This window comes from Pseudacidovorax intermedius (genome assembly GCF_001476815.1).
GTDB classification, from domain to species: domain Bacteria; phylum Pseudomonadota; class Gammaproteobacteria; order Burkholderiales; family Burkholderiaceae_C; genus Xenophilus; species Xenophilus intermedius_A.
In genome coordinates this window covers 1-23,041 of the sequence record NZ_LDSL01000034.1, presented here as the reverse complement: position 1 = coordinate 23,041, position 23,041 = coordinate 1, and the positions used below count along the sequence as shown (strand labels likewise).

Annotated in this window: 25 protein-coding genes; 13 read left to right on the top strand and 12 right to left on the bottom strand. The window is 71.4% G+C overall.

Features of this window, described 5'->3' with window-relative positions; translation table 11 throughout:
- Positions 1-11: 11 nt before the first annotated feature.
- Complete coding sequence (locus NS331_RS05170; protein ID WP_058640947.1) at positions 12-815, bottom strand: hypothetical protein; 804 nt, start codon at positions 813-815, stop codon at positions 12-14.
- Between the two features lie 103 nt (positions 816-918).
- On the opposite strand from NS331_RS05170, the gene NS331_RS05165 reads away from it, so the two are divergent.
- The 3 genes from NS331_RS05165 to NS331_RS05155 all read left to right on the top strand — a co-directional run bounded on the left by NS331_RS05165 (position 919) and on the right by NS331_RS05155 (position 3,136).
- Positions 919-1,509 carry a LemA family protein gene (locus NS331_RS05165; protein WP_058640946.1) on the top strand — a complete coding sequence of 197 codons (591 nt, stop codon included), beginning with the start codon at positions 919-921 and terminating at the stop codon, positions 1,507-1,509.
- A gap of 173 nt (positions 1,510-1,682) precedes the next feature.
- The gene (locus NS331_RS05160) at positions 1,683-2,579 is read left to right on the top strand and encodes a TPM domain-containing protein (RefSeq protein WP_058640958.1); all 897 of its coding nucleotides are present in this window, start codon (positions 1,683-1,685) and stop codon (positions 2,577-2,579) included.
- Between the two features lie 5 nt (positions 2,580-2,584).
- Complete coding sequence (locus tag NS331_RS05155; protein ID WP_058640957.1) at positions 2,585-3,136, top strand: TPM domain-containing protein; 552 nt, start codon at positions 2,585-2,587, stop codon at positions 3,134-3,136.
- Positions 3,137-3,143: 7 nt separating this feature from the next.
- On the opposite strand, the gene NS331_RS05150 is transcribed toward NS331_RS05155, so the two are convergent.
- Positions 3,144-3,632 (bottom strand): PIN domain-containing protein, encoded by a 489-nt coding sequence (locus NS331_RS05150; RefSeq protein ID WP_242873656.1) that lies wholly within the window; start codon positions 3,630-3,632, stop codon positions 3,144-3,146.
- Between the two features lie 22 nt (positions 3,633-3,654).
- Positions 3,655-4,920, bottom strand: coding sequence for a THUMP domain-containing class I SAM-dependent RNA methyltransferase (locus NS331_RS05145; protein ID WP_058640944.1), 1,266 nt, complete (start codon positions 4,918-4,920; stop codon positions 3,655-3,657).
- Positions 4,921-4,942: 22 nt separating this feature from the next.
- On the opposite strand from NS331_RS05145, the gene NS331_RS05140 reads away from it, so the two are divergent.
- Both NS331_RS05140 and NS331_RS05135 read left to right on the top strand, forming a co-directional pair.
- Positions 4,943-5,377, top strand: a complete 435-nt coding sequence (locus NS331_RS05140) for a putative toxin-antitoxin system toxin component, PIN family (protein ID WP_058640943.1) — start codon at positions 4,943-4,945, stop codon at positions 5,375-5,377.
- Positions 5,374-5,622, top strand: coding sequence for a toxin-antitoxin system HicB family antitoxin (locus tag NS331_RS05135; RefSeq protein ID WP_058640942.1), 249 nt, complete (start codon positions 5,374-5,376; stop codon positions 5,620-5,622). The genes NS331_RS05140 and NS331_RS05135 overlap by 4 nt, the downstream gene beginning before the upstream one ends.
- 93 nt (positions 5,623-5,715) lie before the next feature.
- On the opposite strand, the gene NS331_RS05130 is transcribed toward NS331_RS05135, so the two are convergent.
- From NS331_RS05130 to argS, 6 genes are all read right to left on the bottom strand, one after another.
- The gene (locus tag NS331_RS05130; RefSeq protein WP_058640941.1) at positions 5,716-7,305 is read right to left on the bottom strand and encodes an RNA polymerase factor sigma-54; all 1,590 of its coding nucleotides are present in this window, start codon (positions 7,303-7,305) and stop codon (positions 5,716-5,718) included.
- Positions 7,306-7,420: 115 nt separating this feature from the next.
- Complete coding sequence (gene lptB / locus NS331_RS05125) at positions 7,421-8,197, bottom strand: LPS export ABC transporter ATP-binding protein (protein ID WP_058640940.1); 777 nt, start codon at positions 8,195-8,197, stop codon at positions 7,421-7,423.
- Positions 8,194-8,865: a lipopolysaccharide transport periplasmic protein LptA gene (gene lptA / locus NS331_RS05120; RefSeq protein ID WP_058640939.1), complete on the bottom strand. Its 672-nt coding sequence runs from the start codon at positions 8,863-8,865 to the stop codon at positions 8,194-8,196. Before lptA ends, lptB begins: the two co-directional genes overlap by 4 nt.
- Positions 8,866-9,059: 194 nt before the next feature.
- Positions 9,060-9,701: a thiol:disulfide interchange protein DsbA/DsbL gene (locus NS331_RS05115; protein WP_058640938.1), complete on the bottom strand. Its 642-nt coding sequence runs from the start codon at positions 9,699-9,701 to the stop codon at positions 9,060-9,062.
- Between the two features lie 73 nt (positions 9,702-9,774).
- On the bottom strand, positions 9,775-10,470 hold the full coding sequence (locus NS331_RS05110; RefSeq protein ID WP_058640937.1) for an SPOR domain-containing protein: 696 nt from the start codon (positions 10,468-10,470) through the stop codon (positions 9,775-9,777).
- A 128-nt stretch (positions 10,471-10,598) separates the two neighbouring features.
- On the bottom strand, positions 10,599-12,299 hold the full coding sequence (gene argS / locus NS331_RS05105; protein ID WP_058640936.1) for an arginine--tRNA ligase: 1,701 nt from the start codon (positions 12,297-12,299) through the stop codon (positions 10,599-10,601).
- Between the two features lie 168 nt (positions 12,300-12,467).
- On the opposite strand from argS, the gene NS331_RS05100 reads away from it, so the two are divergent.
- Both NS331_RS05100 and NS331_RS05095 read left to right on the top strand, forming a co-directional pair.
- The gene (locus NS331_RS05100; RefSeq protein WP_206597317.1) at positions 12,468-13,676 is read left to right on the top strand and encodes an EAL and HDOD domain-containing protein; all 1,209 of its coding nucleotides are present in this window, start codon (positions 12,468-12,470) and stop codon (positions 13,674-13,676) included.
- Positions 13,677-13,820: 144 nt separating this feature from the next.
- A complete protein-coding gene (locus NS331_RS05095) occupies positions 13,821-14,141 on the top strand; it encodes a PsiF family protein (RefSeq protein WP_058640934.1) in 321 nt (106 codons plus the stop codon).
- A 72-nt stretch (positions 14,142-14,213) separates the two neighbouring features.
- On the opposite strand, the gene NS331_RS05090 is transcribed toward NS331_RS05095, so the two are convergent.
- Positions 14,214-14,666, bottom strand: a complete 453-nt coding sequence (locus NS331_RS05090; RefSeq protein WP_058640933.1) for a DUF2214 family protein — start codon at positions 14,664-14,666, stop codon at positions 14,214-14,216.
- 25 nt (positions 14,667-14,691) lie between these two features.
- On the bottom strand, positions 14,692-15,387 hold the full coding sequence (gene rpe, locus NS331_RS05085) for a ribulose-phosphate 3-epimerase (RefSeq protein ID WP_058640932.1): 696 nt from the start codon (positions 15,385-15,387) through the stop codon (positions 14,692-14,694).
- 78 nt (positions 15,388-15,465) lie between these two features.
- On the opposite strand from rpe, the gene apaG reads away from it, so the two are divergent.
- From apaG to thiL, 4 genes are all read left to right on the top strand, one after another.
- The gene (gene apaG, locus NS331_RS05080) at positions 15,466-15,861 is read left to right on the top strand and encodes a Co2+/Mg2+ efflux facilitator ApaG/CorD (protein WP_058640931.1); all 396 of its coding nucleotides are present in this window, start codon (positions 15,466-15,468) and stop codon (positions 15,859-15,861) included.
- A 143-nt stretch (positions 15,862-16,004) separates the two neighbouring features.
- Positions 16,005-17,270 (top strand): cation:proton antiporter, encoded by a 1,266-nt coding sequence (locus tag NS331_RS05075; protein WP_058640930.1) that lies wholly within the window; start codon positions 16,005-16,007, stop codon positions 17,268-17,270.
- A 124-nt stretch (positions 17,271-17,394) separates the two neighbouring features.
- The gene (locus tag NS331_RS05070; protein WP_058640956.1) at positions 17,395-18,519 is read left to right on the top strand and encodes a YbdK family carboxylate-amine ligase; all 1,125 of its coding nucleotides are present in this window, start codon (positions 17,395-17,397) and stop codon (positions 18,517-18,519) included.
- Between the two features lie 5 nt (positions 18,520-18,524).
- Positions 18,525-19,493 carry a thiamine-phosphate kinase gene (gene thiL / locus NS331_RS05065; protein ID WP_058640929.1) on the top strand — a complete coding sequence of 323 codons (969 nt, stop codon included), beginning with the start codon at positions 18,525-18,527 and terminating at the stop codon, positions 19,491-19,493.
- Positions 19,494-19,496: 3 nt separating this feature from the next.
- On the opposite strand, the gene NS331_RS05060 is transcribed toward thiL, so the two are convergent.
- Positions 19,497-20,405, bottom strand: coding sequence for a LysR family transcriptional regulator (locus tag NS331_RS05060; protein WP_058640928.1), 909 nt, complete (start codon positions 20,403-20,405; stop codon positions 19,497-19,499).
- 95 nt (positions 20,406-20,500) lie between these two features.
- On the opposite strand from NS331_RS05060, the gene NS331_RS05055 reads away from it, so the two are divergent.
- On the top strand, positions 20,501-21,496 hold the full coding sequence (locus NS331_RS05055; RefSeq protein ID WP_058640927.1) for a tripartite tricarboxylate transporter substrate binding protein: 996 nt from the start codon (positions 20,501-20,503) through the stop codon (positions 21,494-21,496).
- Between the two features lie 13 nt (positions 21,497-21,509).
- Positions 21,510-23,041, top strand: a 1,532-nt coding sequence (locus NS331_RS05050; RefSeq protein ID WP_058640926.1) for an FAD-dependent oxidoreductase, incomplete at its 3' end; no start/stop codon positions are given.

Genomic DNA, 23,041 nt, shown 5'->3' with positions numbered 1-23,041 from the left:
GGCTGCTGCGGCTAAGGGGCCTTCCAGGCATCGCGCGCCGGCCGCGGCGCCTCGCTGCCATCGGGCGCCTCGCCCAGCAGCCAGCGGGCCGCGACGGTGCGGGCATCCTGCTGCGAAGCGGCCCACACCACCTCGGGCGCCGCCACATGCACGCCCGGGGGCGCGATGCGCAGCGCCTCGTCCAGCAGTTCCGCCACCTTGATGGCGCGCACGGGCCGGTCCGTGGCCGGCACCATGAAGCGCAGGGTCGACAGCATCCAGGCCGCGAGGCCGGGAAGCAGGCCACGCACCGAGCTCGTCGGCTTGCGCGCGGCGCGAAACAGCAGCAGCCGCTCGAAGCCCAGCCCGGCCAGTGCATGCTCGTCCAGGCTGGCCAGCCCGCGCTTGAGCGCATCGGGCAGGCGGCCCGCATCGTGCGGCTGCACCACCGCCAGCGTGTGGGCACCGCAGGCGCGCAGCCAGGCGGCAATGGCCGGCAGCTGCGCCGGATCGGCCGCCCACAGCGCCCGCTCGCGCCCATGGTGCAGCCGCGGCGGATCGAAGGCGACGATGCCGATGTCCACCGGCACGCGCGGCCATTCGGCGGGCGGCCGGTCGCCCGGCACCACCACCGGCTGGATGCCGCGCAGACCCTCGCGCAGCAGCTGGCCGGCCAGCACGCCCACGCGCGCATAGCCACCCCCGCCGCCCAGGCGATGGACCAGCTCCGCGCCCAGCAGGCCAGTGGCACCGGCGATCAGCAGGCTCTGGAGGGCAGGCGGACGCGCCACCGGCCGACTGGCGGCCTGCAGGGCTTGGAGGGGGTCGAGGGCCATCGGCCTATGCTACTGTCGCCGCTTCATTGCGGTGCGCTGCGCACGGCGGCTTCCCTGCCGGCCGCCCGGCCGCACCACCGCCCATGCTTTTCACGGAGGTTCGATGACTCGTTGGCTTTGCGCCCTTCTTCTTGCCGCAACCACCCTGCTCTCGGGCTGCGGCTACAACGACTTCCAGCGCCTGGACGAGGCCAGCAAGGCCGCCTGGAGCGAGGTGCTCAACCAGTACCAGCGCCGCGCCGACCTGGTGCCCAACATCGTGGCCTCGGTCAAGGGCGAGGCCAACTTCGAGCAGGAGACGCTCACCCGCGTGGTCGAGGCCCGGGCCAAGGCCACCTCGATCCAGGTCACGCCCGAGACGCTGAACAACCCGGAGGCCTTCAACAAGTTCCAGCAGGCGCAGGGCGAACTCTCCAGCGCCCTGTCGCGGCTGATGGTGGTGGCCGAGCGCTATCCGCAGCTGCAGGCCAACCAGGGCTTCCGCGACCTGCGCGTGACGCTGGAAGGCACCGAGAACCGCATCACCGTGGCCCGCAACCGCTACATCCAGACAGTGCAGGAGTACAACGTGCTGGCCCGCAGCTTTCCCACCAACCTGACGGCCAAGGTCTTCAGCTATGAGCCCAAGCCCAACTTCAGCGTGCAGAACGAGGCCGAGATCTCCAGGCCGCCGGTGGTGGACTTCAAGAAGTAGGCCCACCCCCAGTCTTCGCGCCTTTCGTGTCGCTACGCCAACCCCCTTCTAAGGGGCAACACCAGCGGCCCGGCAAAGCCGGTTCCGCGGTGTTCCCCGCCTTCGCTGCGCCCCGCGCGCGCGGCGCGGTCTGGCGTGCCTTCTCGGCCGTACTGGCTGCGCTGTGCCTGAGCATGGTGTTCGTGGCGACGGTTTGGGCGCAAAGCCTGCTTCCGGTGCCCGTACTTACTGGCCGCGTGATCGACCAGACCGGCACGCTGACCGCTACCCAAGTGCAGGCACTGGACGCCAAGCTGGCGCAGTTCGAGCAGCGCAAGGGCTCGCAGATCGTGGTGCTGATGGTGCCGGCCACGGCGCCCGAGGACATCGCGGCCTATGCCAACCGCGTGGCCAACACCTGGAAGATCGGCCGGCGCGACGTCGGCGACGGCGTGCTGGTGATCGTGGCCAAGGACGAGCGCCGCATGCGCATCGAGGTCGCCAAGACGCTGGAAGGCGCCGTGCCCGACCTGGCGGCGACGCGCATCGTCGACCAGCAGATGAAGCCGGCCTTCCGCAACGGCGACTTCGCCGGCGGGCTCGACGCCGCCGCCGACGCGCTGATCGCCCGCATCGACGGCGAGGCGCTGCCGGCGCCCGCGCCCCAGCCGCCACGCCATCAGAAGAACGGCCTGCTCGACGTGGACTGGGAAGACCTCGCGGTGTTCCTCTTCTTCGGCGTGCTGGTCGGCGGCCCCGTCCTGCGGGGACTGCTGGGCAACAAGCTGGGCCCGCTGGCCACCGGCGGACTGGCCGGCGTGGCGGCCTTCGTGGTGACGACCAGCCTCGTCGTGGCCGTGCTGGCGGCGCTGGCCGCCCTGCTCTTCACCTTCTTCACCGGCCTGCGGATGGCCGGCGGCCGCACCGTCAGCCGCGGCGGCTTCGGCCACGGCGGCGGCTGGGCCGGCGGTGCCGGCATGGGCGGCTGGAGCGGCGGCGGCAGCAGCGGTGGCGGCTTCGGCGGCGGCGGTGGGTTCAGCTCGGGCGGCGGCGGCGACTTCGGCGGCGGCGGCGCCTCGGGAGACTGGTGATGACGATGACGACGCCCTCCCCCACCTCGGGCCCCGGCCTGCTGGCGCGCCTGGTACGCCTGTGGCGCCACCGCTGGCACGACGAGCGCAGCGTGCGGCGCCTGCTGCCGCCCGAGGCGGTGGCGCGCCTGGGCCGGCGCGTGGCCGCCAGCGAGGCGCGCCACACCGGCCAGGTGCGCATCTGCGTCGAGGCCGGCCTGCCGTGGAGCTACATCCGCCGCGGCGCCTCTGCCCGCGACCGCGCCGTCACGCTCTTCGGCAAGCTGCGGGTGTGGGACACGGCGCAGAACAACGGCGTGCTCATCTACCTGATGGTGGCCGACCATGCCATCGAGATCCTGGCCGACCGCGGCATCGACGCCCACGTGGATGCGGCCGACTGGGCCGCCATGATGCAGCGCATGAAGGCGGCCTTCCGCGAAGGCCGCTTCGAGGACGGGCTGACGCAGGCGCTGGAGGAAGTGTCGGCGCTGCTGGTGGCGCATTTCCCGGTCACGGACGGCGCGGAGATGCCGCGGCGCGTGAACGAGTTGCCGGACCTGCCGGTGCTGCTCTGAGGCTCAGTCAGGGCCAGAGCTCGACGCCCAGGCCCGTCAGCCGCTTGCGCATCGCGCGCACCGCCTTGTCCTTGCTCAGCAGCCGCGCCCGGTGCGCCACCGCCAGGTCGATGAAGCCCTGGTCGTCCGGGTCGGCGCAGGTGAACGGCGCCTTGGCCGCGGGCGGCCGCAGCTGCGCATGGCGGTCGAAGCGGGCCAGCACGTCGTCCACCGAGAGGCCGTAGAAGGCCCGCCGCGGCGCGATCTGCGGATAGTCCAGCACGCGGGCCAGTTCGACGCGCATCGCGGCCGTCGCCAGCCAGCGCTGCGTTCCGCCCTCCAGGGCCGCGCGCAGCGGCCTGGCGGCTGCGTCGTCGAAGACGAACAGGTCGAGCACGATGTTGGTGTCGATGACGACCAGCGCCGGTGCCGCAGCCTCGGGCGGCGCTGCCGAGGCAGGTTCCGCGGCGCTCGCGGCCGCATCACGGCCGCCCCTGTCCATCGCGGCGCCGCTCACGCCGATGTGCCTCGCCGCGCCATCACGACGCCGCGCGCGCCGAGCCGGCCACCATGTCGAAGCGCAGCAGCCGGCATTCGATGGGGCCGTTCCACATCGGCACGCGGCGCGACTCCTTCAGCCGCATGCGCTGCGGCAGCTTCATGTCGGGCGTGAGCACCCAGGCCGTCCAGCCGGCGAAGTGGCGCTTCCAGTGCGTGGCCAGTTGCGGGAAGAAGTCGTCGCCACCGTCGGCGCCCGACTCGGTCTGCGCCACCTCGCGCCCACCCGGGCCGCGGCGCCCGGGATGGGCACCGGCGACGCCGCCGACGGCGATGCGCTCGCCATAGGGCGGGTTGAGCAGGATCACGCCGCCGCCCTCGGCCGGCGGCATGCGCTGCAGCGCGTCGCCGCCACGCAACTGCAGCCGGTCAGCCACGCCGGCACGCTCGGCATTGCGCTGCGCGAAGTCGACCATGCGGTGCGACACGTCGCTGCCGAAGACGCGCACCGGGCCCGCCGCGCGGGCGTCGGCGGCGGCCAGCGCTTCCTCGCGCATGGCACGCCACAGCTCGGCGCGGTGCAGCAGCAGCGCCTCGAAGCCGAAGCGCCGCGAGGCGCCGGCCGGCACGCCGGCCGCCAGCAGCGCCGCCTCGATGGGGATGGTGCCGCTGCCGCAGCAGGGGTCGTACAAGGGCTGCTCGGCGACGGCGCCGGTCTCAGGATCCCACCAGCCGCTGGCCGCCAGCATGGCGGCGGCCAGGGTTTCCTTGAGCGGCGCATCGCCCTTGTCCACGCGCCAGCCGCGCTTGAACAGCGGCTCGCCGCTGGTGTCGATGTAGAGCGTGACGTCCTCGCCCGTGAGATGGGCGAAGACGCGCACGTCCGGAAAGCGGGTCTCCACGCTGGGCCGCACGCCGCCCGCGCGGGCGCGGAAGCGGTCGGCAATCGCGTCCTTGATCTTGAGCGTGGCGAAGTTGAGGCTCTGCAGCGGGCTGCCCTGGGCCGTGAGTTCGACCTTGAAGGTCTGCCGCGGCTGGAACCACATCTCCCACGCGATGTCCGAGGCGGCCTCGTACAGGTCGGCCTCGCTGCGGTAGGGGCGGTGGGCCAGCTGCACCAGCACCCTCTGCGCCAGCCGGCTCTTCAGGTTGAGGGCCTGCACGTCGCGCCAGGCGCCCATCACCCGCACACCGGCGCGCAGCACCCGCAGCTCGTCGCCGCTGCGGCCGGTGATGGCATGCACCTCGGCAGCCAGGAGGTCTTCCACGCCGGCGGCGCAGGGCAGAAAGAGCGGCATCGCGTTCATCGGTGATATTATAGGCAACATCATGAAGCCATCGGTGGTGCTCGATACGAACGTGCTGGTGGCGGGGCTTTCCAGCCGTCACGGCGCCGCCAACCGGCTGCTGCACCATCTGCTGGATGGCGCCTTCGTGCTGCTGGCCACGCCGGCGCTCTGGCTGGAGTACGAGGCCGTGCTCAAGCGCGACACCATCGCGCGCATGCACGGCTTTTCGGCCGCCGAGGTCGACACGCTGCTGGACACCTTCGCCGCCTTCGCCCGTGCGGTGCGGCTGCATTACCTGTGGCGCCCGCAGCTGAACGATGCCGGCGACGAACTGGTTCTGGAACTGGCCGTCAACGGCCAGGCCGACTGGCTGGTCACCTTCAACCAGGCGGATTTCGCCCGCGCGGCGCCGCGCTTCGGCCTGCGCCTGGCCACCCCGGCCGCCTTCCTGTCGATGCTGGAGAAGAACCGATGAGCAATTTCGCCCTGCGCCTGCCCGACTCCCTGCACGAGCATGCCCGCACGCTGGCCGCGCGCGACAACACCTCGCTGAACCAGTTCATCACCATGGCGGTGGCCGAGAAGGTCTCGGCGCTGGATGCCGAGGCCTTCCTGCAGGAGCGGGCCGCCCGCGCGGACGTGGACCGCGCCCGTGCCCTGCTGCGCCGCGCGCCCGATGTGGCGCCGGCCGAAGGCGACGACAGGGCGGCGCACAAGTAAGGATCCGCGCTTCGCCGGCGTGGGTGCCCGGTTCATGACCCGACGGCGGAGCACGCAAGGCGCCGCTGTACGGATCGCCGCGCAGCGGCCTTTTTAAAGCGCCTTGCGCAGATTGGCCGGCGCGATGCGCAGCGCCTCGCGGTACTTGGCGACCGTGCGGCGGGCGCATTCGATGCCCTGCTCCTTGAGCATGTCCGAGATCTGGCTGTCCGACAGCGGCTTCTTGGCGTTCTCCGAGCCGACGAACTGCTTGATCAGCGCCCGCACCGCCGTGCTGGAGGCATTGCCGCCGGTCTCGGTGCCCAGGGCCGAGCCGAAGAAGTACTTCAGCTCCACCGTGCCGAAGGGCGTGGACATGTACTTGGCGGTGGTCACGCGGCTGATGGTGGACTCGTGCAGGCCCAGCTCGTCGGCGATCTCGCGCAGCACCAGCGGGCGCATGGCCAGCTCGCCGTGGATGAAGAAGTTCTTCTGCCGCTCCACGATGGCGTTGGACACGCGCAGGATGGTGTCGAAGCGCTGCTGGATGTTCTTGATGAACCAGCGCGCCTCCTGCAGCCGCTGGCTCAGGGCCTGGCTGCCCTCGCCCTTGTGCGACTTGAGCGCGCCGGCATAGATGTCGTGCACGCGCAGCCGCGGCATGACGTCGGGGTTGAGCTGCACGCGGAACTTGATGTTGCTGCCGCGCCCGCTGCGGGTGACGATGACGTCGGGCACGATCACGTGCCGCTCCACGTCGACGAAACGCCGGCCGGGCTTGGGCTCCAGCCGCGCGATCAGCTGCGAGGCCTGGCGCACCAGGTCTTCGCTGCTGCGGGTGAGCACCGCCAGGCGCTTGAAGTCGCGCTTGGCCAGCAGGTCCATGGGCTGCTTGCAGATCGCCAGGGCGACCTTGCGCACCTGCGCCTGCTCGTCGCCGTCGTCCCCGTCGACCCCGGCGCGCAGCTGGATGGCCAAACATTCGCCCAGGTCGCGCGCGCCCACGCCCAGCGGATCGAGGCTCTGCAGCAGGCCCAGCGCCACCTGGAAGTGGTGCACCAGCTCGTCGAATTCGTCGTTGTCGTCGCCGGCCAGGGCCGAGGCCAGGGCCGGCAGCGAATCCTCGAGATAGCCGTCGTCGTTGAGCGACTCGATCAGAAAGCGCAGCGCGGCCGAATCCTCGGGGGCCAGGCGCAGCGACAGGGCCTGGCGGTGCAGGTGGGCCTGCAGCGATTCCTGGCTGCGCGCCAGCTCGGTGGCATCGGCGCGCTCGTCGCTGTCCTGGCTGCTGCTGTTGTTGCGCGCCGGGGCGTCGCCGCCCCATTCGCTGTCGTCGGCCGAGAACTCGACCGTGCCGTCGCCGCCCCAGTCGGGCTCGGCGTCGATGCTCTCGGTGGCGGGCGCGTCGACCTCGGCGACCGCGGCCTCGCTGGTGGCGCTGCTGCCGGGGCTGGCGGCCGGGCCGGCGAAGTCGCCGCCGTCCTCGCGCTCCTCGCGGTGGACGGGCGTGTCGGCCGCGTCCAGGCCGAATTCCTCGCGCGGCGCCTCTTCCACCAGGCGCTCCAGGAAGGGGTTGTCGTCGAGCATCTGCTCGACTTCCTGGCTCAGCTCCAGCGTGGACAGCTGCAGCAGCCGGATCGACTGCTGCAGCTGCGGCGTGAGCGCCAGGTGCTGCGAGACGCGCAGCGACAGTCCCTGCTTCATGGCCGGCCTCCTGCGTGGCGGACGGCGGCGCACGCATACCCCTGCGCGCGCGGGGCGGCAGGCGGCCGGACAGGCAGGACGCCGGCAGCGGCGAAGACGGACAGCGGCACCCTGGCTACATCCGGAAGTGTTCGCCCAGGTACACGCGGCGCACCTCGGCGTTGTCGACGATCTCCGACGGCGTGCCCTGTGCCAGCACCTGGCCGTCGCTGATGATGAAGGCGTGGTCGCAGATGCCCAGCGTCTCGCGCACGTTGTGGTCGGTGATCAGCACGCCGATGCCGCGTTCCTTGAGGAAGCTGATGATCCGCTGGATCTCGATCACAGCAATGGGATCGATGCCGGCGAAGGGCTCGTCCAGCAGGATGAAGCGCGGCTGCGTGGCCAGGGCGCGGGCGATCTCCACCCGGCGGCGCTCGCCGCCCGAGAGGGCCAGGGCGGGCGAGTCGCGCAGGTGGTCCACGCGCAGGTCGGCCAGCAGTTCGGTCAGGCGCTGCTCGATGCGCTCGCGCGGCAGCGGCACCATGCGGCCGCGGGCGTCGGGCTCTTCCTGCAGTTCGAGCACGGCGCGCACGTTCTCCTGCACGCTGAGCTTGCGGAAGATGGACGCCTCCTGCGGCAGGTACGACAGGCCCATGCGCGCGCGGCGGTGGATGGGCATGTGCTCCACCGCCTCGCCGTCGATGCTGATCTGGCCGGCATCCGCACGCACCAGGCCCACGATCATGTAGAAGGAGGTGGTCTTGCCGGCGCCATTGGGGCCCAGCAGGCCGACGACCTCGCCCTTCTGCACGTCCAGCGAGACGTTCTTGACCACCTTGCGGCTGCCGTAGCTCTTCTGCAGGCCGCGCGCCTGCAGGCGGCTGCCGCCGACGGGCGCCGCCACGCTCACCGGCTGCCTCCGGGCTGGCCGCCCAGCGTGCCGCTCTGGCGCAGGTTGCCGCCGGTGCGCGGACCGGGGGCCGGCGCCTGGGTCGGCTCCGTGCTGCGCGGCGACAGGATGGCCCGCACCCGCCCGCCGGGCTGCGGCGTGCCGCCGGGCGGGGGCGGCGCGCCATTGACGGCGAAGGTGTCGTTGGTCTGGTTGTAGGTGATCAGCGGGCCGGAGGTCTCGTCGGTGACCGTGGTGCCGGTCAGCCGGCGCATGACGGCGCGGCGGATGAACTTGACGGTGTCGGCGCGGCCGTCGTACTCGATGACTTCGCCTTCGCCCTCGATCCATTCGTCGTTGCCGCCGTCACGGCGCTGCTTGAAATAGGCGCGCTGGCCGGGATCGGCGGTGACGGTGGCGTACTGGTAGCCCTCGGGGTCCTGGCGCACGTCGATGCGGGCGCCGCGGATGAGCAGCGTGCCCTTGGTGACCACCACCCGGCCGGTGAAGACGCTGGTTTGCTTCAGGTCGTCGTAGCGCAGCGAGTCGGCCTCGATGTTCATCGGCTGGTTGCGGTCGGCCTTCTCGGCCTGGGCCGCGGCGGCCAGGGCCAGCGCGGCCACGAGGACCGAGGCGCGGCCGAGCCGGCGCCAGGGGAAAGAGGTCGTGGAATGCGAAGGATGGGTCATAAAGGCACGGAACTTGCTGTTCATTGTATGCCCGGGTTTTGGCCGAAACGCCGGGAACGGCCGCAATCCCCTGCGGCCCTGGCCGCTGGCCGCTCGCGACTGCTGCCGGCGCCCTGCCCTTGCGGCGCGGCAACGAAAAGGCCCGCCGAGGCGGGCCCGCAGCCAGAAGCGCCGGCACCCGGCCGGCGCGGCCGTCAGCCCCTGCGGGCCTCGGCGGCCAGGAAATCCACCACCTGCAGCGCCCGATCCATGGAGCCGGCCAGTTCGCCGTCCACGTAGTAGCGGCCGGCCACGCCGAAGGCGGGCACGCCGGCCACCTGGTAGGCCTCGGTCAGCTGGCTGGCGCGCTTGGCCTTGCTGGCCACGCCGAAGGACTTGAAGGTCTCTTCGAACTTCTTGGCGTCCAGGCCGGGCTGCTTGCCGGCCCACTCGATCACGGCGGCGTCGCCGAAGATGCGCTGGCGCTCGACGTGGATGGCCTGGAACAGCTTCATCTGGAACTCGTCGACCTTGCCCATGGCCTCGAGCGTGTAGTAGAGCTTCTGCTTGGTCTCGACGTCGTTGCCGACGAAGGGCACCGGCACGCGGCGGAAGGCGACCTGGGGCGGCAGCTTCTTGACCCAGGGCTCGAGCTTGGGCTCGAAGGCGGCGCAGTGCGGACAGTTGTACGAGAAGAACTCGACCACTTCCACCTTGCCGGCAGGGGTGTCGACCGGCACGGGCTTGCCGAGGGTCACGTAGTCCTTGCCGGACTTGAAGGCGGGTGCCTGGGCATTGGCGGCCAGCGGGGCCAGCGTCATGGCCGCAGCGGCCAGCGAAAAGTCACGACGTTTCAAGCGATTTCTCCAACAGGGATCACACACAGAGCGCAGCCAGTGCGGCGAGTTCCGGAAAAGGCCGGGGCGCCGGTCAGCGCTGCACGCGCACCAGGGCGGCGTCGAAGCCGGCGCCGTCCAGTCTTTCCTTCAGGCGGTCGGCGTCGTCCTTCTTGCTGAACGGACCCGCACGCACGCGGAAGACGGGGCGGCCGGCCTGCTCGCGCTCGGTGACGCGCACCTCCACGCCCATGAGCGACAGCTTGGCGCGCTGGGATTCGGCATCGTCGCTGGTGCGGAAGGCGCCCGCCTGCACGAAGTAGACGAAGGGGTCGGATGCCGCATCGCCGCTGGCGGGCAGGCCGGCGCGGGCGCGGGCCAGATCGCCCAGCGGGTCGGCGGAAGCCGGCGGTTTGCCTGCCGCGGCCGGCGTGTTCGGCTTGGCCGGCGCGACGGTCACGGGCGCCGGCGCCGTGCCGGGCGCGGTGCCCGGCTGGGCAGCGATGGCCGGCACCGGCGGCGCGCTGGTCACCGGCGGCGCGGTGGCGGCGGCGTCCGGCGTCGCGGCCGGCTTGGCGGGCTGCTTGCCGTAGAGCGGGGAGTTCGGGTCCCAGTCGCGGTTCTTGCGGGCCTCGGCCTCGTCCTGCTCCGCGGCGCGGGGCTGGGTCTTGGTCATGAAGGGGATCGGCACCTTGGTGACGTACACCGCCACGCCGAGGGCCACGCCCAGGCCGAGCACCAGCCCGACGATGAGGCCGATGGCGAAATTGCCCTGTTGTCTGCTTCTCATGAATTGCCTTGCTGATGCAGCGCCGCCGGCGCGGCGGTGGGGATTGTGCGTCGGCCCGCCCGCGGCAGCGCGCCCGCCGGCTTTTCCGGCCGGTGCGGGGCGTGGTGCGCGGGGGCGCCGCCGCGCGATTACATCTTGCGCGGCGCGCTGACGCCCAGCACCGCCAGGCCGTTGGCCAGCACCTGCGCACAGGCGGCCACCAGGGCCAGGCGGGCGCGCTTGGTGGGCACGTCGTCCACCAGGATGCGCTCGGCGTCGTAATAGCTGTGGTACGCCGCGGCCAGTTCGCGCAGGTAGAAGGTGACGTCGTGCGGCGCGAAGTCGCGCGCGGCGGCGGCCAGCATCTCGGGGTATCTGGCCAGCAGCAGCATCAGCGGCTGGGCGGCGTCGGTGGCCAGGGGCGCCAGGTCGGTGCCCTCGAGGCCCGCGGCGTCCACGCCCTCCTTGTCCAGCACCGAGCAGATGCGCGCATGGGCGTACTGCACGTAGAAGACCGGGTTGTCGTTGTTCTGCGCCACGGCCAGGTCGACGTCGAAGGTGTATTCGGTGTCGGGCTTGCGGCTGAGCAGGAAGAAGCGCACGGCGTCGGTGCTGGTCCACTCGATCAGGTCGCGCAGCGTGACGTAGCTGCCGGCGCGCTTGCTGATCTTGACCTCCTGGCCGCCGCGCACCACGCGCACCATGGTGTGCAGCACGTAGTCGGGGTAGCCCTCGGGAATGCCGACGCCCGCCGCCTGCAGGCCGGCGCGCACCCGGGCGATGGTGCCGTGGTGGTCGGTGCCCTGGATGTTGACCACCTTGTGGAAGCCCCGCTCCCACTTGGCGATGTGGTACGCGACGTCGGGCACGAAGTAGGTGTACGTGCCGTCCTGCTTGCGCATGACGCGGTCCTTGTCGTCGCCGTAGTCGGTCGAGCGCAGCCACAAGGCGCCGTCCTGCTCGTACGTCTTGCCGGCAGCGATCAGCCTGTCGACCGTCGCCTTCACCCGGCCGCTGGTGTAGAGGCTGGACTCCAGGTAGTACTGGTCGAAGCGCAGCTTGAAGGCCTGAAGGTCCTTGTCCTGCTCGTTGCGCAGGTAGGCGACGGCGAACTGGCGGATGTTGTCCACGTCGTCGACGTCGCCGTTGGCGGTGAACTCGCGGTCGTCGGCGCGGACGGTCTTCTTCGCCAGGAAGTCGTCGGCGATGTCCTGGATGTAGTCGCCGTTGTAGAAGGCCTTGCTGGCGGGGTTGTCGGGGTCGGTCGGCCAGCAGTCGTCGCCCGGCTTGAAGCCCTTGGCGCGCAGCTGCGTGCTCTTGGTCAGCGTCTCGATCTGCACGCCGGCGTCGTTGTAATAGAACTCGCGGTGCACGGCCTGGCCCTGCGTGGCCAGCAGGTTGCAGATGGCGTCGCCCAGCGCGGCCTGGCGGCCGTGGCCCACGTGCAGCGGCCCGGTGGGGTTGGCCGAGACGAATTCGACCAGCACCTTCTCGTCCGGGCGCACGGGCTGGCTGCCGAAGCCGGCACCGGCGCCCAGCACCTCGTGCACCACCTGCTGCTTGGCGGCCGGCTTGAGGCGGATGTTGAGGAAGCCGGGGCCGGCGATCTCGATGGCATCGACCCAGCGCGCGCAGGCGGGGGTGTCGAGCAGGGCGCTGCGCAGTTCCTCGCCCAGCTGGCGCGGGTTCTTCCGGAGGGGTTTGGCCAGTTGCATGGCCGCGGTGCAGGCGAGGTCGCCGTGGGCGGCCACCTTGGGGGATTCGAAGGCGGCCCGGCTGCCGGCGCCCGGCTCGAATCGTTCGAGCACCTGGGCCAGCGCTTCCAGGAGCTCTTGTTTGACGGTAAGCATTTCCCGATTTTATTGGAGGCCTCCACGACGCCCCGGCCAGACTCCGCTACTATTCCATTAACACTTGGTCACGAATAAGGCCAAAACGATACAGGTGAGGAAACCATGGGCGACACAGGCGAGGCGCTTTTTCTCGGGCGGCAGCCCATTCTTGACCGCGGACGGCACGTGCGTGCCTACGAACTGCTCTTCCGCGACGGCAAGTCGGCCGGTGCCAACGTCGTCGACGACGCGCAGGCCACGGCCACGGTGATCGTCAATGCCTTTGCCGAACTGGGCATGACCCATGTGCTGCAGGACTGCGACGCCTACATCAACGTGGACCAGCAGTTCCTCTTCAGCGAGGTGATCGAGCTGCTGCCGCGCCGCGGCGTGGTCATCGAGCTGCTGGAGTCGGTGCCCCACACCGCCTCCGTCGCCGCCCGCTGCATGCACCTGCGCGCCATGGGCTACACGCTGGCGCTGGACGACGTCATCGCCTTCGACGCACGCACCCGGGCCCTGCTGCCACTGGTGCAGATCGTCAAGGTCGACGTGCTGGCCGTCGCCGGCGACGCGCTGCGGCCACTCGTCGCCCAGTTGCGCCGCGCGGCGCCGCACGTGCGCCTGCTGGCCGAGAAAGTGGAGGCCGCGGCGGACTTCGAGCGCTGCATGGACCTGGGCTTCGTGTTCTTCCAGGGCTACCACTTCGCCAAGCCGACGACGGTCGCCGGCCGCCAGCTGGGCCATTCGCACCAGGCCCTTCTGCGGCTGCTGGCCCAGCTGGGCGCGGATGCCGACAGCAGCGAGCTGGAAGAGACGCTCAAGGCCGAGCCGGGCCTCACCGTCAACCTGCTGCGCATGGTCAATTCGGCCGGCACGGGCCTGAGCCGGCCGGTCAATTCGCTGCGCGACGTGATCCAGGTGCTGGGCCGCCGCTACCTGAAGCGCTGGGTGCAGCTGCTGCTGTTCTCCGTCGGCCAGCGCCAGGGCGAGCCCAGCCCCCTCCTGCTGATGGCGGCGACGCGCGGACGGCTGATGGAACTGACGGCGACCCTGAAGCATCCCGAGGACGACAGCCTGGCCGACAGCGCCTTCATGGCCGGCATGATGTCGCTCATGCCGGCCCTGGTGGGCATGAAGATCGAGGAGGTGCTGGCCCCGCTGCACCTGGCGCCCGTGATCGACGACGCGCTGCTGCGCGGCGACGGCCCCCTCGGCCCGCTGCTGAAGCTGGCGGAGGCCAGCGAGCGCGGCGATGCGGAAAGCCTGGCCGGCGCCCTCTACACGGGCACGGGGCCGACCGTCGATGCCTCGCATTTCAGCCGCGCGCAGGCCCAGGCGCTGGAATGGGCACATACCCTGCGGCGCGGCCCGCTGGCCGGCCTCACGGTGTGAGGCGGATGCACCGGGTCGACATTGAAAACTTTGGTTTCTTGTCTGATCGGTCATCGCAACCTTTGTGAACTGCGTTGCATGATGGCCCGGCGCCGCCGGGCCGCCGCCCTGCGCGGCGTCCATCGCGCACGAGGACACCATTCCATGAAGAAGCTCGCCGCCCTGATCGCCCTGGGCTCTGCCCTGTCGTTCAACGCCTTCGCCCAGACCGCTGCCCCGGCCGCGGCCGAGAAGGCGCCGACCGCGCAGCAGAACAAGATGAAGACCTGCAACACCGACGCCGGCGACAAGAAGGGCGACGAGCGCAAGGCCTTCATGAAGAGCTGCCTGTCGGCCAAGCCGGCCAAGGCCACCACGCAGCAGGACAAGATGAAGGCCTGCAATGCCGACCCCAAGGCCAAGACGCTCAAGGGCGACGAGCGCAAGGCCTTCATGAAGGAATGCCTGAGCGCCAAGGCTGCCTGAGACAGGCGCCCGCGCCCCGACGATGAAGCCCGGCAGAAGCCGGGCTTTTTTCCTGGCGCCGCCGCCGTCGCCCTATTTGCCGAAGCCGCGCGCCAGGAACACCGCGAACAGCGGGATGATCGCCACGATGTGCGCCTGCACCATCACCAGCCGGCGGGTGCGGCGCACCTCGTCGGCCGCCGGCAGGCCGCCGCCCTGGCGCTGGGCACGCAGCCAGCGGCGGAAAGTCAGCGTCGGGACGATGGAGACCAGCCCCACGACGACGAACAGCGTCAGCTTGACGTGCAGCGGCGGGTTGGTCCAGTACCAAGCGCTGCCCTTGACGCCCAGGAAGGTGCGCAACAGGCCGGTGGCCAGCACCGCCATGGCGGCGATGCCGTAGACCAGGTCCACCCTCGCCAGCCGCTCCACCGCCTTGGCGTTGAGCCATTCGATGCGACACAGCGCCGCCTCGCTGGAGAGGAACACCACCATCGTCAGGATGGCCAGCAGGTGCAGGTAGGCGAGGATGGCTTCGAGGGTCATGGCGGCTCCGCAGGCAGCAGGCGCTTCAGCCCGCCAGGTTGGCGCGCATGGTGTCGATCACCGTGCGGTAGTCGGGCGCGTTGAAGATCGCACTGCCCGCCACGAAGGTGTCGGCCCCGGCCGCGGCCACGCGGGCGATGTTGTCGGCCTTGATGCCGCCGTCCACCTCCAGCCGGATGTCGCGGCCGCTGGCGTCGATGCGCTTTCGCACCAGCTCGATCTTGCGCAGCGCCGAGTCGATGAAGCTCTGGCCGCCGAAGCCGGGGTTGACGCTCATGATCAGCACCAGGTCGATCTCGTCCAGCGTCCAGTCCAGCACCTCCAGCGAGGCCGCCGGGTTGAACACCAGCCCCGGCTTGCAGCCGGCCGCGCGGATGGCCTGGATGCTGCGGTGCACGTGCGGCGAGGCGTCGGGATGGAAGCTGATGTAGTCGGCACCGGCCTTGGCGAAGGCGGCGGCCAGGGCGTCCACCGGCTGGATCATCAGGTGCACGTCGATGGGCACCGGCTCGCCGTCGGGCGTCCTGGCGTGGGGCTTGAGCGCCTCGCAGACCATCGGGCCGAAGGTCAGGTTGGGCACGTAGTGGTTGTCCATCACGTCGAAATGGATCCAGTCGGCGCCGGCGGCGATCACGTCGCTCACTTCGGCGCCCAGGCGGGCGAAGTCGGCCGAGAGGATGGACGGGGCGATGCGGTGGGTCGTGGGGCGGCTCGTCGTCATGGGCGCGGATTCTCGCAGCGGGCACGCCCGCGACCCGCCGGCCATGCAGGAAGACCCGCATTGTTAACATCCCGCGCCATGCCCCAGCACCCGATGCGCGTCGAGGTCGAGCCTCGCTACCTGCCCGAGCAGTCCTCGCCGGAAACGGGCCTCTACGCCTTCGCGTACACGATCACCGTGACCAACGTGGCGCTGTTCCCGATCCAGCTGATCGCACGCCACTGGGTGATCGAGGACATCTCCGGCCATGTGCAGGAGGTGCGCGGCCTGGGCGTGGTCGGTCGCCAGCCGCTGCTCTCGCCGGGCCAGTCCTTCCGCTACACCAGCGGCTGCCAGCTCAAGGCGGCCAGCGGTACGATGCGCGGCAGCTATTTCGTGGTGAGCGAGGACGCCGAACGCTTCGACGTGCCCATCGCCGCCTTCGTGCTCGACGCCGGAACGGGTTCCGACACCGGCCCGCGCATCCTGCACTGAGGCTCGCCCGGCGCTGCGGCGCCGATGATCCGGGGACCCGACCGCGCGCTGGCGCCGCGGGCCCAGTCAGAAGGAAGGAACGACCCGGACACCGCCGCGCGGTGCCGACGCCGTCCCGCCCTTCGCAGACCTTTGCCAGCTCGATGAATCTTCTTCCTTCCGACCTGCTGGGCTTCCTGTCCAGCTGGATGCGACCGACAGTCGGCCTGCCCACCGTGTGGTGGGCGCTGCTGATCGCCGCTGCGGCCGCCGCCGGCCACCTGGTGCAGCGCTACATGGGCCTGCCCAAGGTGGTGGGCTATTCGCTGGTGGGCACCGTGGTGGGCCTGGCCGGCTTCGAGGGCGCCATCTGGCCGCTGCAGGGCACGGCCCTCTACCTGATGGAGCTGGGCGTGGCGATCGTGCTCTTCGAGGCCGGCGGACGCCTGCCGCTGGGCTGGTTCCGCCGCAATCCGATGGTGCTGGCGCAGAGCCTGGCCGAGTCGGGCCTGACCTTCGCCGCCGTGTGGTGGACGCTGCGCGCCTTCGACGTGCCGCCCTCGGTGATCGCGCCGCTGGCGCTGATCGCCGTGGCCGCCTCGCCGGCTGTGCTGTCGCGGGTGGTGATCGACACCCGCGCCTCCGGCCCGGTGACCGAACGGGCGCTGGCGCTGGCCACGCTCAACACGCTCTATGCGCTGACGCTGGCCTACGTGTTCGCGGGCCGGCTGGAGACCACGCCGCAGGGCTTCATGGAGAACTTCCATCCCATCCTGACGGTGCTCGGCCTGTCCTTCGTCGTCGGCGCCGTGATGGCGCTCGCCCTGCGCTCGGCACTGCGCGTGATGAGCCCGACGAGCGAGAACACCTCGATCCTGCTGCTGGCGATCATCGGTGCCGGCGCGGCCGTGGCCAGCGCCTGGGGCGGTGCCGCGCCGCTGGCGGCGCTGATCGGCGGCGTGCTGCTGAAGGTGCTCAATCCGCGGCCCTGGGTCTGGCCGCGCCAGCTGGGCACCGCCGCCTCGCTGGTGACCATGCTGATGTTCGTGCTGGTGTCCATCGTGGCGGCGCAGGCCGAGTGGAACCTCACCGTCGCCACCGTGGTGCTGGCGCTGATCGGCGCCCGCGCCGTGGCCAAGATCGCCGGCGTGGCGCTGGCCAATCCGGGCAGCGGCACCAGCTGGCGGCAGGCGCTGTGGATCGGCTGCGCCATGGCACCGCTGTCGTCCATCGCGCTGCTGATCGCGTCGAGCTTCGTGACCGCCTCGCCGCTGCTGGGCCACCTGATCACGCAGGTGGCGCTGCCGGCCATCCTGCTGATGGAGGTGCTGGGCGCCGTGCTGGCCACCATCGCCCTCTACGGTGCCAGGGAAAGCTCGCGCCCCTGGGCACCCGAGGCCTTCACCACGCCGGAGGACACGCCGCGATGAACGCCCGACCCACCGCCTCGAAGCCGAAGGAGGCGCCATGAGCCCGCTGGACAACGCGCCGTCGCCCTTCTCGCCCCCGGCTGCCGAGCCCACGCGCGCCCAGCGCGAAGCCGATGCCCGCGTCGTGCCGCTGGAGCCCTTCCGCAGCTCCAAGGCGCTGTCGCTGGGTGTGGAGTTGGAGCTGCAGCTGGTCAACACCCACGACTACGACCTCGCGCCCTATGCCGAGGACATGCTGCGCGGCATGGCCCAGTTCGACCTGCGCGGCAGCGTGGTGCCGGAGATGACCTCGAGCATGATCGAGATCTCCACCGACGTCTGTCATTCGGCCGAGGAGGTGCTGCAGCAGCTGGGGCCGCTGCGCGACGCGCTGGTCAAGGTGGCCGGCAAGCTCAACATCGCGGTGCTGGGCGGCGGCACCCATGCCTTCCAGCAGTGGCACGAGCAGCGCATCTACGACAAGCCGCGCTTCCGGCAGCTGTCGGAGCTCTACGGCTACCTGTCGAAGCAGTTCACCATCTTCGGCCAGCACGTGCACGTGGGCTGCCCCGATGCCGATTCGGCGCTCCTGATGCTGCACCGCATGAGCCGCTACATCCCGCACTTCATCGCGCTGTCGGCCTCCAGCCCCTACGTGCAGGGGCAGGACACGCAATTCGACTCGGCGCGGCTCAATTCCGTCTTCGCCTTCCCGCTGTCGGGCCGCGCGCCCTTCACGCTGTCGTGGAAGGAGTTCGAGGGCTACTTCGCGCGCATGACCCGCACCGGCGTGGTCAAGAGCATGAAGGACTTCTATTGGGACATCCGGCCCAAGCCCGAGTACGGCACCATCGAGATCCGCGTGTTCGACACGCCGCTCACGGTGGAGCGCGCCGCCGCGCTGGCCGGCTACGTGCAGACCCTGGCCGCCTACTTCCTGCAGGAGCAGCCCTTCGTGCCCAGCGAGGACGACTACCTGGTCTACACCTACAACCGCTTCCAGGCCTGCCGCTTCGGCCTGGACGCCGTGTACGTGGACCCGGCCACCGGCGAGCACATGCCGCTGCGCGAGCACATCCTGCGCACCATGACCATGCTGGAGCCGCATGCCGCCGTGCTCGACGCCACGCGCGCCTTCGGCCGGCTGCGCAGTTCGGTGGAGGCGAGCCAGAACGACGCCCGCTGGCTGCGCGAGCGCCAGGGCCGCGAACGGCTGCTGGCCGAGGTGGTGCGCCAGGCGGCCGAGCGCTTCCGCACGCCGGTGGGCTGAGGGCCATGGGTGAATTCGATCTGATCCGCCGGTACTTCCAGCGCCCGGCCACGGCCGGCGGCGCAGTGGCGCTGGGCGTGGGCGACGATTGCGCGCTGCTGGACCTGGCACCGGGCATGCAGCTGGCCGTGTCCTCCGACATGCTGGTCGAGGGCCGGCATTTTTTGTCGACCGTCGATGCGGCGCTGCTGGGCCACAAGGCGCTGGCCGTGAACCTGAGCGACCTGGCCGCCTGCGGCGCGCGGCCGCTGGCCTTCACGCTGGCGCTGTCGCTGCCCTCGGTGGACGAGGCCTGGCTGGCCGGCCTGGCCCGGGGCCTGTTCGCGCTGGCCGATGCCCACGGCTGCCAGCTGATGGGCGGCGACACCACGCGCGGGCCGCTCAACCTGTGCATCACCGTCTTCGGCGAGGTGCCGCGCGGCGGCGCGCTTCTGCGCAGCGGCGCGCGGGCGGGCGACGAGCTCTGGGTCAGCGGCACGCTGGGCGATGCGCGGCTGGCGCTGGAGGTGTTCCGCGGCCGGCTGTCGGTGCCCGAGCCGGTGTTCGCCGCCGCCCGCGCCCGCATGGAGCAGCCGACGCCGCGCGTGGCGCTGGGCCTGGCGCTGCGCGGCATCGCCAGCAGCGCCATCGACATCAGCGACGGCCTGGCCGGCGACCTCGGCCACGTGCTGCGCGCCAGCGGCGTGGGCGCCACGCTCGACGCCGACGCCGTGGCCGGCACGCTGGCCGCGCGGCGCCACGTGGCGCTGGACGCGGCCACGCAGCGCGGCCTGACGCTGGCCGGCGGCGACGACTACGAACTAGCTTTCACGGCGCCGGCGCGCCGCGCGGCCGACGTCGAGTCCGCGGCGCGCGCAGCCGGCGTCATGGTGACGCGCATCGGCCGCATCGAGGCAGAGCCCGGCCTGCGCGTGGTGGATGCGCAGGGCCAGCCGGTGGACCAGCGCTTCGCGTCCTTCGACCACTTCGGCTGAGGCTCAGTCCGCCTGGTCCCACTGCGCCCGCAGCACCTCGATGAAGCTGCGGCTGGCCGCCGACAGCGAGCGCCCGCGGCGCGTCACCACCGAGATGTCGCGCGACACCCGCGGCGCCGACAGCGGGATCACGGCCAGGTCCGCATCGCCGCCGGCCCGCGCGAAGGCCGAGGGCATCACCGACGGCCCCAGGCCGCTGGCCGTCATCCACAGCGCGGTGGACAGGAAGCTCACCTCGTTCGCCACCTCCAGCGCCACACCGGCGCGGGCGGCCGTCACGTCCACCGTCTGGCGCACACCGTAGCCGCCGCGCGAAGTGATGACCGGTTGACCCGCCAGGTCGGTCCAGCGGATGCTGCGGCGGCTGGCCAGCGGATGGTCGCGCCGGCAGACGAAGGCCAGGTGGTCGCGCAGCAGCGGCGCGGTCTCGATGTCGGCGCCGGGCCGCTCGGGCGTGCCCAGGCCGAAGTCCACGTGCTCGCCCAGCACGCGGGCCACGAACTGGTCGGGCGCGCAGTCGTCCACCACCACCCGCACGCCCGGATGCGATTCGCCGAAGCGGCGCACCGCCTCGGGCAGCAGGAAGCCCGCCAGCGTGGGCGTGATGGCCACCGCCACGCGGCCGCGCTCCAGCGTGGCCAGGTCGCGGAAGCCGCCCGCCAGGGCATCCACGTCGCGCAGGATGCGCTCGGCTGTGGGCAGCATGTCGGTGGCGGCGGCGGTGGGCTGCAGCGAGCGTGTGGTGCGGTCGAAGAGGCGCGTGTCGAGGCCGTCCTCCAGCTGCCGCAGCAGCATGCTCACTGCCGACTGGGTGACGAACAGCCGCTGCGCGGCCGTGCCCAGCCGGCCCGACTGGTAGACGGCGACGAAGGCGCGCAGCTGGCGGATGGTGGGGACGAAGGAATGATTCATCAGGCGACCTGAAATTTTCATTCGAATTTCTGGATTTACGAATGAATGCCGCCGCGCTTCAATGCGGGCTCGACAAGAACACCGGAGACAGATCCATGACCGCAGAACACGCCGCCGGCCTCAGCCGGCGCGCCGGGCTCGCCGCGCTGGCGGCGCTGGTGGCCGCGCCACTGGCCGCCCGCGCCCAGGGCCACTGGCCCGACAAGCCCATCCGCCTCGTCGTCACCTTTCCGCCCGGCGGCAGCACCGATGCCGTGGTGCGCCTGCTCACGCCGCGCCTGAACGACAAGCTGGGCCAGCAGATGGTGGTGGACAACCGGCCCGGCGCCGGCGGCAACGTCGGCCTGACGCTGGTGGCCAAGGCGCCGGCCGACGGCTACACGCTGGGCGTGGGCGCGGCAGGCGCGCTGTCGGCCAATTCCAGCCTGTATGCCCAGATGCCCTTCGACCCGCTCAAGGACCTCCGGCCCGTGGGCATGCTCGCGGCCATTCCCTTCGTGCTGGTCGGCCATCCGTCGGTGCCGGCGCGCAACCTGCGCGAGCTGGTCGCGCTGGCGCGCAGCAAGCCGGGCGGGCTGTCCGTGGGCCATGGCGGCAACGGCACGGCCATGCACCTGGCCACCGCCCTGTTCGAGCAGATGGCCGAGGCCAAGGTGGTGGGCGTGCCCTACCGCGGCTCGGGTCCGGCGGCGATCGACGCCATCGCGGGCCAGGTGCCGCTGGCCATGGTCGACCTGCCGGCCGCGCTGCAGCAGATCCGCGCCGGCAAGCTGGTCGCCTTCGGCGTGACGAGTCCGCAGCGTCTGCCCTCGCTGCCCGACGTGCCCACGCTGGCCGAGGCCGGCCTGCCCGGCTACGACGCCACCGGCTGGTTCGGCGTGGTCGCGCCGGCCGCCACGCCGACGGCCATCGTCACGCAGCTGAACGAGGCTTTCAACGCCGCCCTGCGCGATCCGCAGAACCAGGCCGCCATGCGCGCCCAGGGCGTGGAGCCGGCACCGGACACGCCGCAGGCCTTCGAGCGCTACATCCAGAGCGAGACGCGCAAGTGGGCCCAGGTCATCAAGACCGCTCAAATAAAACTCGACTGACAGAAACGTGACGATGACTTCTTCATCCCCCGCCCCCTTCGACGCCGACGTGCTGATCGTCGGCGCCGGCCCCGTCGGCCTGACGCTGGCGACCGACCTGGCGCAGCGCGGCCACCGCGTGGCCGTGGCCGAGCTTCGCCGCTATGGCGAGCCGCCCAGCGTCAAGTGCAACCACGTGTCGGCCCGCACCATGGAACAGCTGCGCCGCCTGGGCGTGGCCGCGCGGCTGCGCGATGCGGGGCTGCCGCCCGACTATCCGAACGACGTGGTGTTCCGCACCCGCATGACGGGCACCGAGCTCACGCGCATTCCCATCCCGGGCCGCGCCACGCGCTACACCGACACCGCCGGCCCCGACGGCTGGTGGCCCACGCCGGAGCCGCCGCACCGCATCAACCAGATCTACCTGGAGCCGATCCTGCTCGACCACGCGGCGGCGCAGACGGGCGTGCAGCTCTTCAACCGCACGCAGGTGGCCGAATTCGTGCAGGACGAGGACGGCGTGACCGCCACGCTGGTCGACCTGGACAGCGGCGCCACGCGAACGCTGCGCGCCCGCTACCTGGTGGGCTGCGACGGCGGCAGCTCCGGCGTGCGCAAGGCCATGGGCGCCAGGCTGGAAGGCACGCCAGTGATCCAGCGCGTGCAGTCCACCTTCATCCGCGCGCCAGGCCTGAAAGCGCTGCTGCCGGCCAAGGACGCCTGGTGCTGCTACGCCGTCAATCCCGAGCGCTGCGGCACCGTCTTCGCCATCGACGGCGAGCAGGACTGGCTGGTGCACAACCACCTGCATCCGCACGAGGCCGACTTCGACGCGGTGGACCGGGACTGGTCGATCCGCGCCATCCTCGGCGTGGGCCCCGACTTCCAGTACGAGGTCATCAGCCGCGAGGACTGGGTGGGCCGCCGCCTGGTGGCCGACCGGCTGCGCGCCGGCCGCGTGTTCATCGCGGGCGACGCCGCCCACCTGTGGGTGCCCTATGCCGGCTACGGCATGAACGCGGGCATCGCCGATGCGGTGAACCTGGCCTGGGTGCTGTCGGCGCGGCTGCAGGGCTGGGGCGGCGAGGCCATCCTGGACGCCTACCAGGCCGAGCGCCAGCCGATCACCGAGCAGGTGTCGCACTTCGCCATGGACCATGCGCAGAAGATGATCCGCGCCCGCGGGGCCGTGCCGCCCGACATCGAGGCCCCCGGCGCCGAAGCCGATGCGGTGCGCGCCCGCGTGGGCCGCGAGGCCTACGACCTGAACGTGCAGCAGTTCTGCTGCGCGGGCCTGAACTTCGGCTACTTCTATGCCGGCTCGCCGCTGATCGTGGACGACGGCGCCGCGCCGCCGGCCTATTCGATGGGCGACTTCACGCCGTCGACGGTGCCCGGCTGCCGGGCGCCGCATTTCTGGCTGGCGGACGGCGGCTCGCTCTACGACCTGCTGGGCATGGGCTACACGCTCCTGCGGCTGGACCCGGCCGTGGACGTGGCACCGCTGCAATCGGCGGCCGAGGCGCTGGGCATGCCGCTCGCCGTGGTCGACCCGGTCGCCGC

Excerpts from the sequence above, each read along its gene's own strand:
- NS331_RS05170 (WP_058640947.1), bottom strand. The coding sequence starts at position 815 with ATGGCCCTCGACCCCCTCCAAGCCCTGCAGGCCGCCAGTCGGCCGGTG.
- NS331_RS05165 (WP_058640946.1), top strand. The coding sequence starts at position 919 with ATGACTCGTTGGCTTTGCGCCCTTCTTCTTGCCGCAACCACCCTGCTC.
- NS331_RS05160 (WP_058640958.1), top strand. The coding sequence starts at position 1,683 with ATGGTGTTCGTGGCGACGGTTTGGGCGCAAAGCCTGCTTCCGGTGCCC.
- NS331_RS05155 (WP_058640957.1), top strand. The coding sequence starts at position 2,585 with ATGACGACGCCCTCCCCCACCTCGGGCCCCGGCCTGCTGGCGCGCCTG.
- NS331_RS05145 (WP_058640944.1), bottom strand. The coding sequence starts at position 4,920 with ATGAACGCGATGCCGCTCTTTCTGCCCTGCGCCGCCGGCGTGGAAGAC.
- NS331_RS05140 (WP_058640943.1), top strand. The coding sequence starts at position 4,943 with ATGAAGCCATCGGTGGTGCTCGATACGAACGTGCTGGTGGCGGGGCTT.
- NS331_RS05135 (WP_058640942.1), top strand. The coding sequence starts at position 5,374 with ATGAGCAATTTCGCCCTGCGCCTGCCCGACTCCCTGCACGAGCATGCC.
- NS331_RS05130 (WP_058640941.1), bottom strand. The coding sequence starts at position 7,305 with ATGAAGCAGGGACTGTCGCTGCGCGTCTCGCAGCACCTGGCGCTCACG.
- lptA (WP_058640939.1), bottom strand. The coding sequence starts at position 8,865 with ATGACCCATCCTTCGCATTCCACGACCTCTTTCCCCTGGCGCCGGCTC.
- NS331_RS05110 (WP_058640937.1), bottom strand. The coding sequence starts at position 10,470 with ATGAGAAGCAGACAACAGGGCAATTTCGCCATCGGCCTCATCGTCGGG.
- argS (WP_058640936.1), bottom strand. The coding sequence starts at position 12,299 with ATGCTTACCGTCAAACAAGAGCTCCTGGAAGCGCTGGCCCAGGTGCTC.
- NS331_RS05095 (WP_058640934.1), top strand. The coding sequence starts at position 13,821 with ATGAAGAAGCTCGCCGCCCTGATCGCCCTGGGCTCTGCCCTGTCGTTC.
- NS331_RS05090 (WP_058640933.1), bottom strand. The coding sequence starts at position 14,666 with ATGACCCTCGAAGCCATCCTCGCCTACCTGCACCTGCTGGCCATCCTG.
- rpe (WP_058640932.1), bottom strand. The coding sequence starts at position 15,387 with ATGACGACGAGCCGCCCCACGACCCACCGCATCGCCCCGTCCATCCTC.
- apaG (WP_058640931.1), top strand. The coding sequence starts at position 15,466 with ATGCCCCAGCACCCGATGCGCGTCGAGGTCGAGCCTCGCTACCTGCCC.
- NS331_RS05075 (WP_058640930.1), top strand. The coding sequence starts at position 16,005 with ATGAATCTTCTTCCTTCCGACCTGCTGGGCTTCCTGTCCAGCTGGATG.
- thiL (WP_058640929.1), top strand. The coding sequence starts at position 18,525 with ATGGGTGAATTCGATCTGATCCGCCGGTACTTCCAGCGCCCGGCCACG.
- NS331_RS05060 (WP_058640928.1), bottom strand. The coding sequence starts at position 20,405 with ATGAATCATTCCTTCGTCCCCACCATCCGCCAGCTGCGCGCCTTCGTC.
- NS331_RS05055 (WP_058640927.1), top strand. The coding sequence starts at position 20,501 with ATGACCGCAGAACACGCCGCCGGCCTCAGCCGGCGCGCCGGGCTCGCC.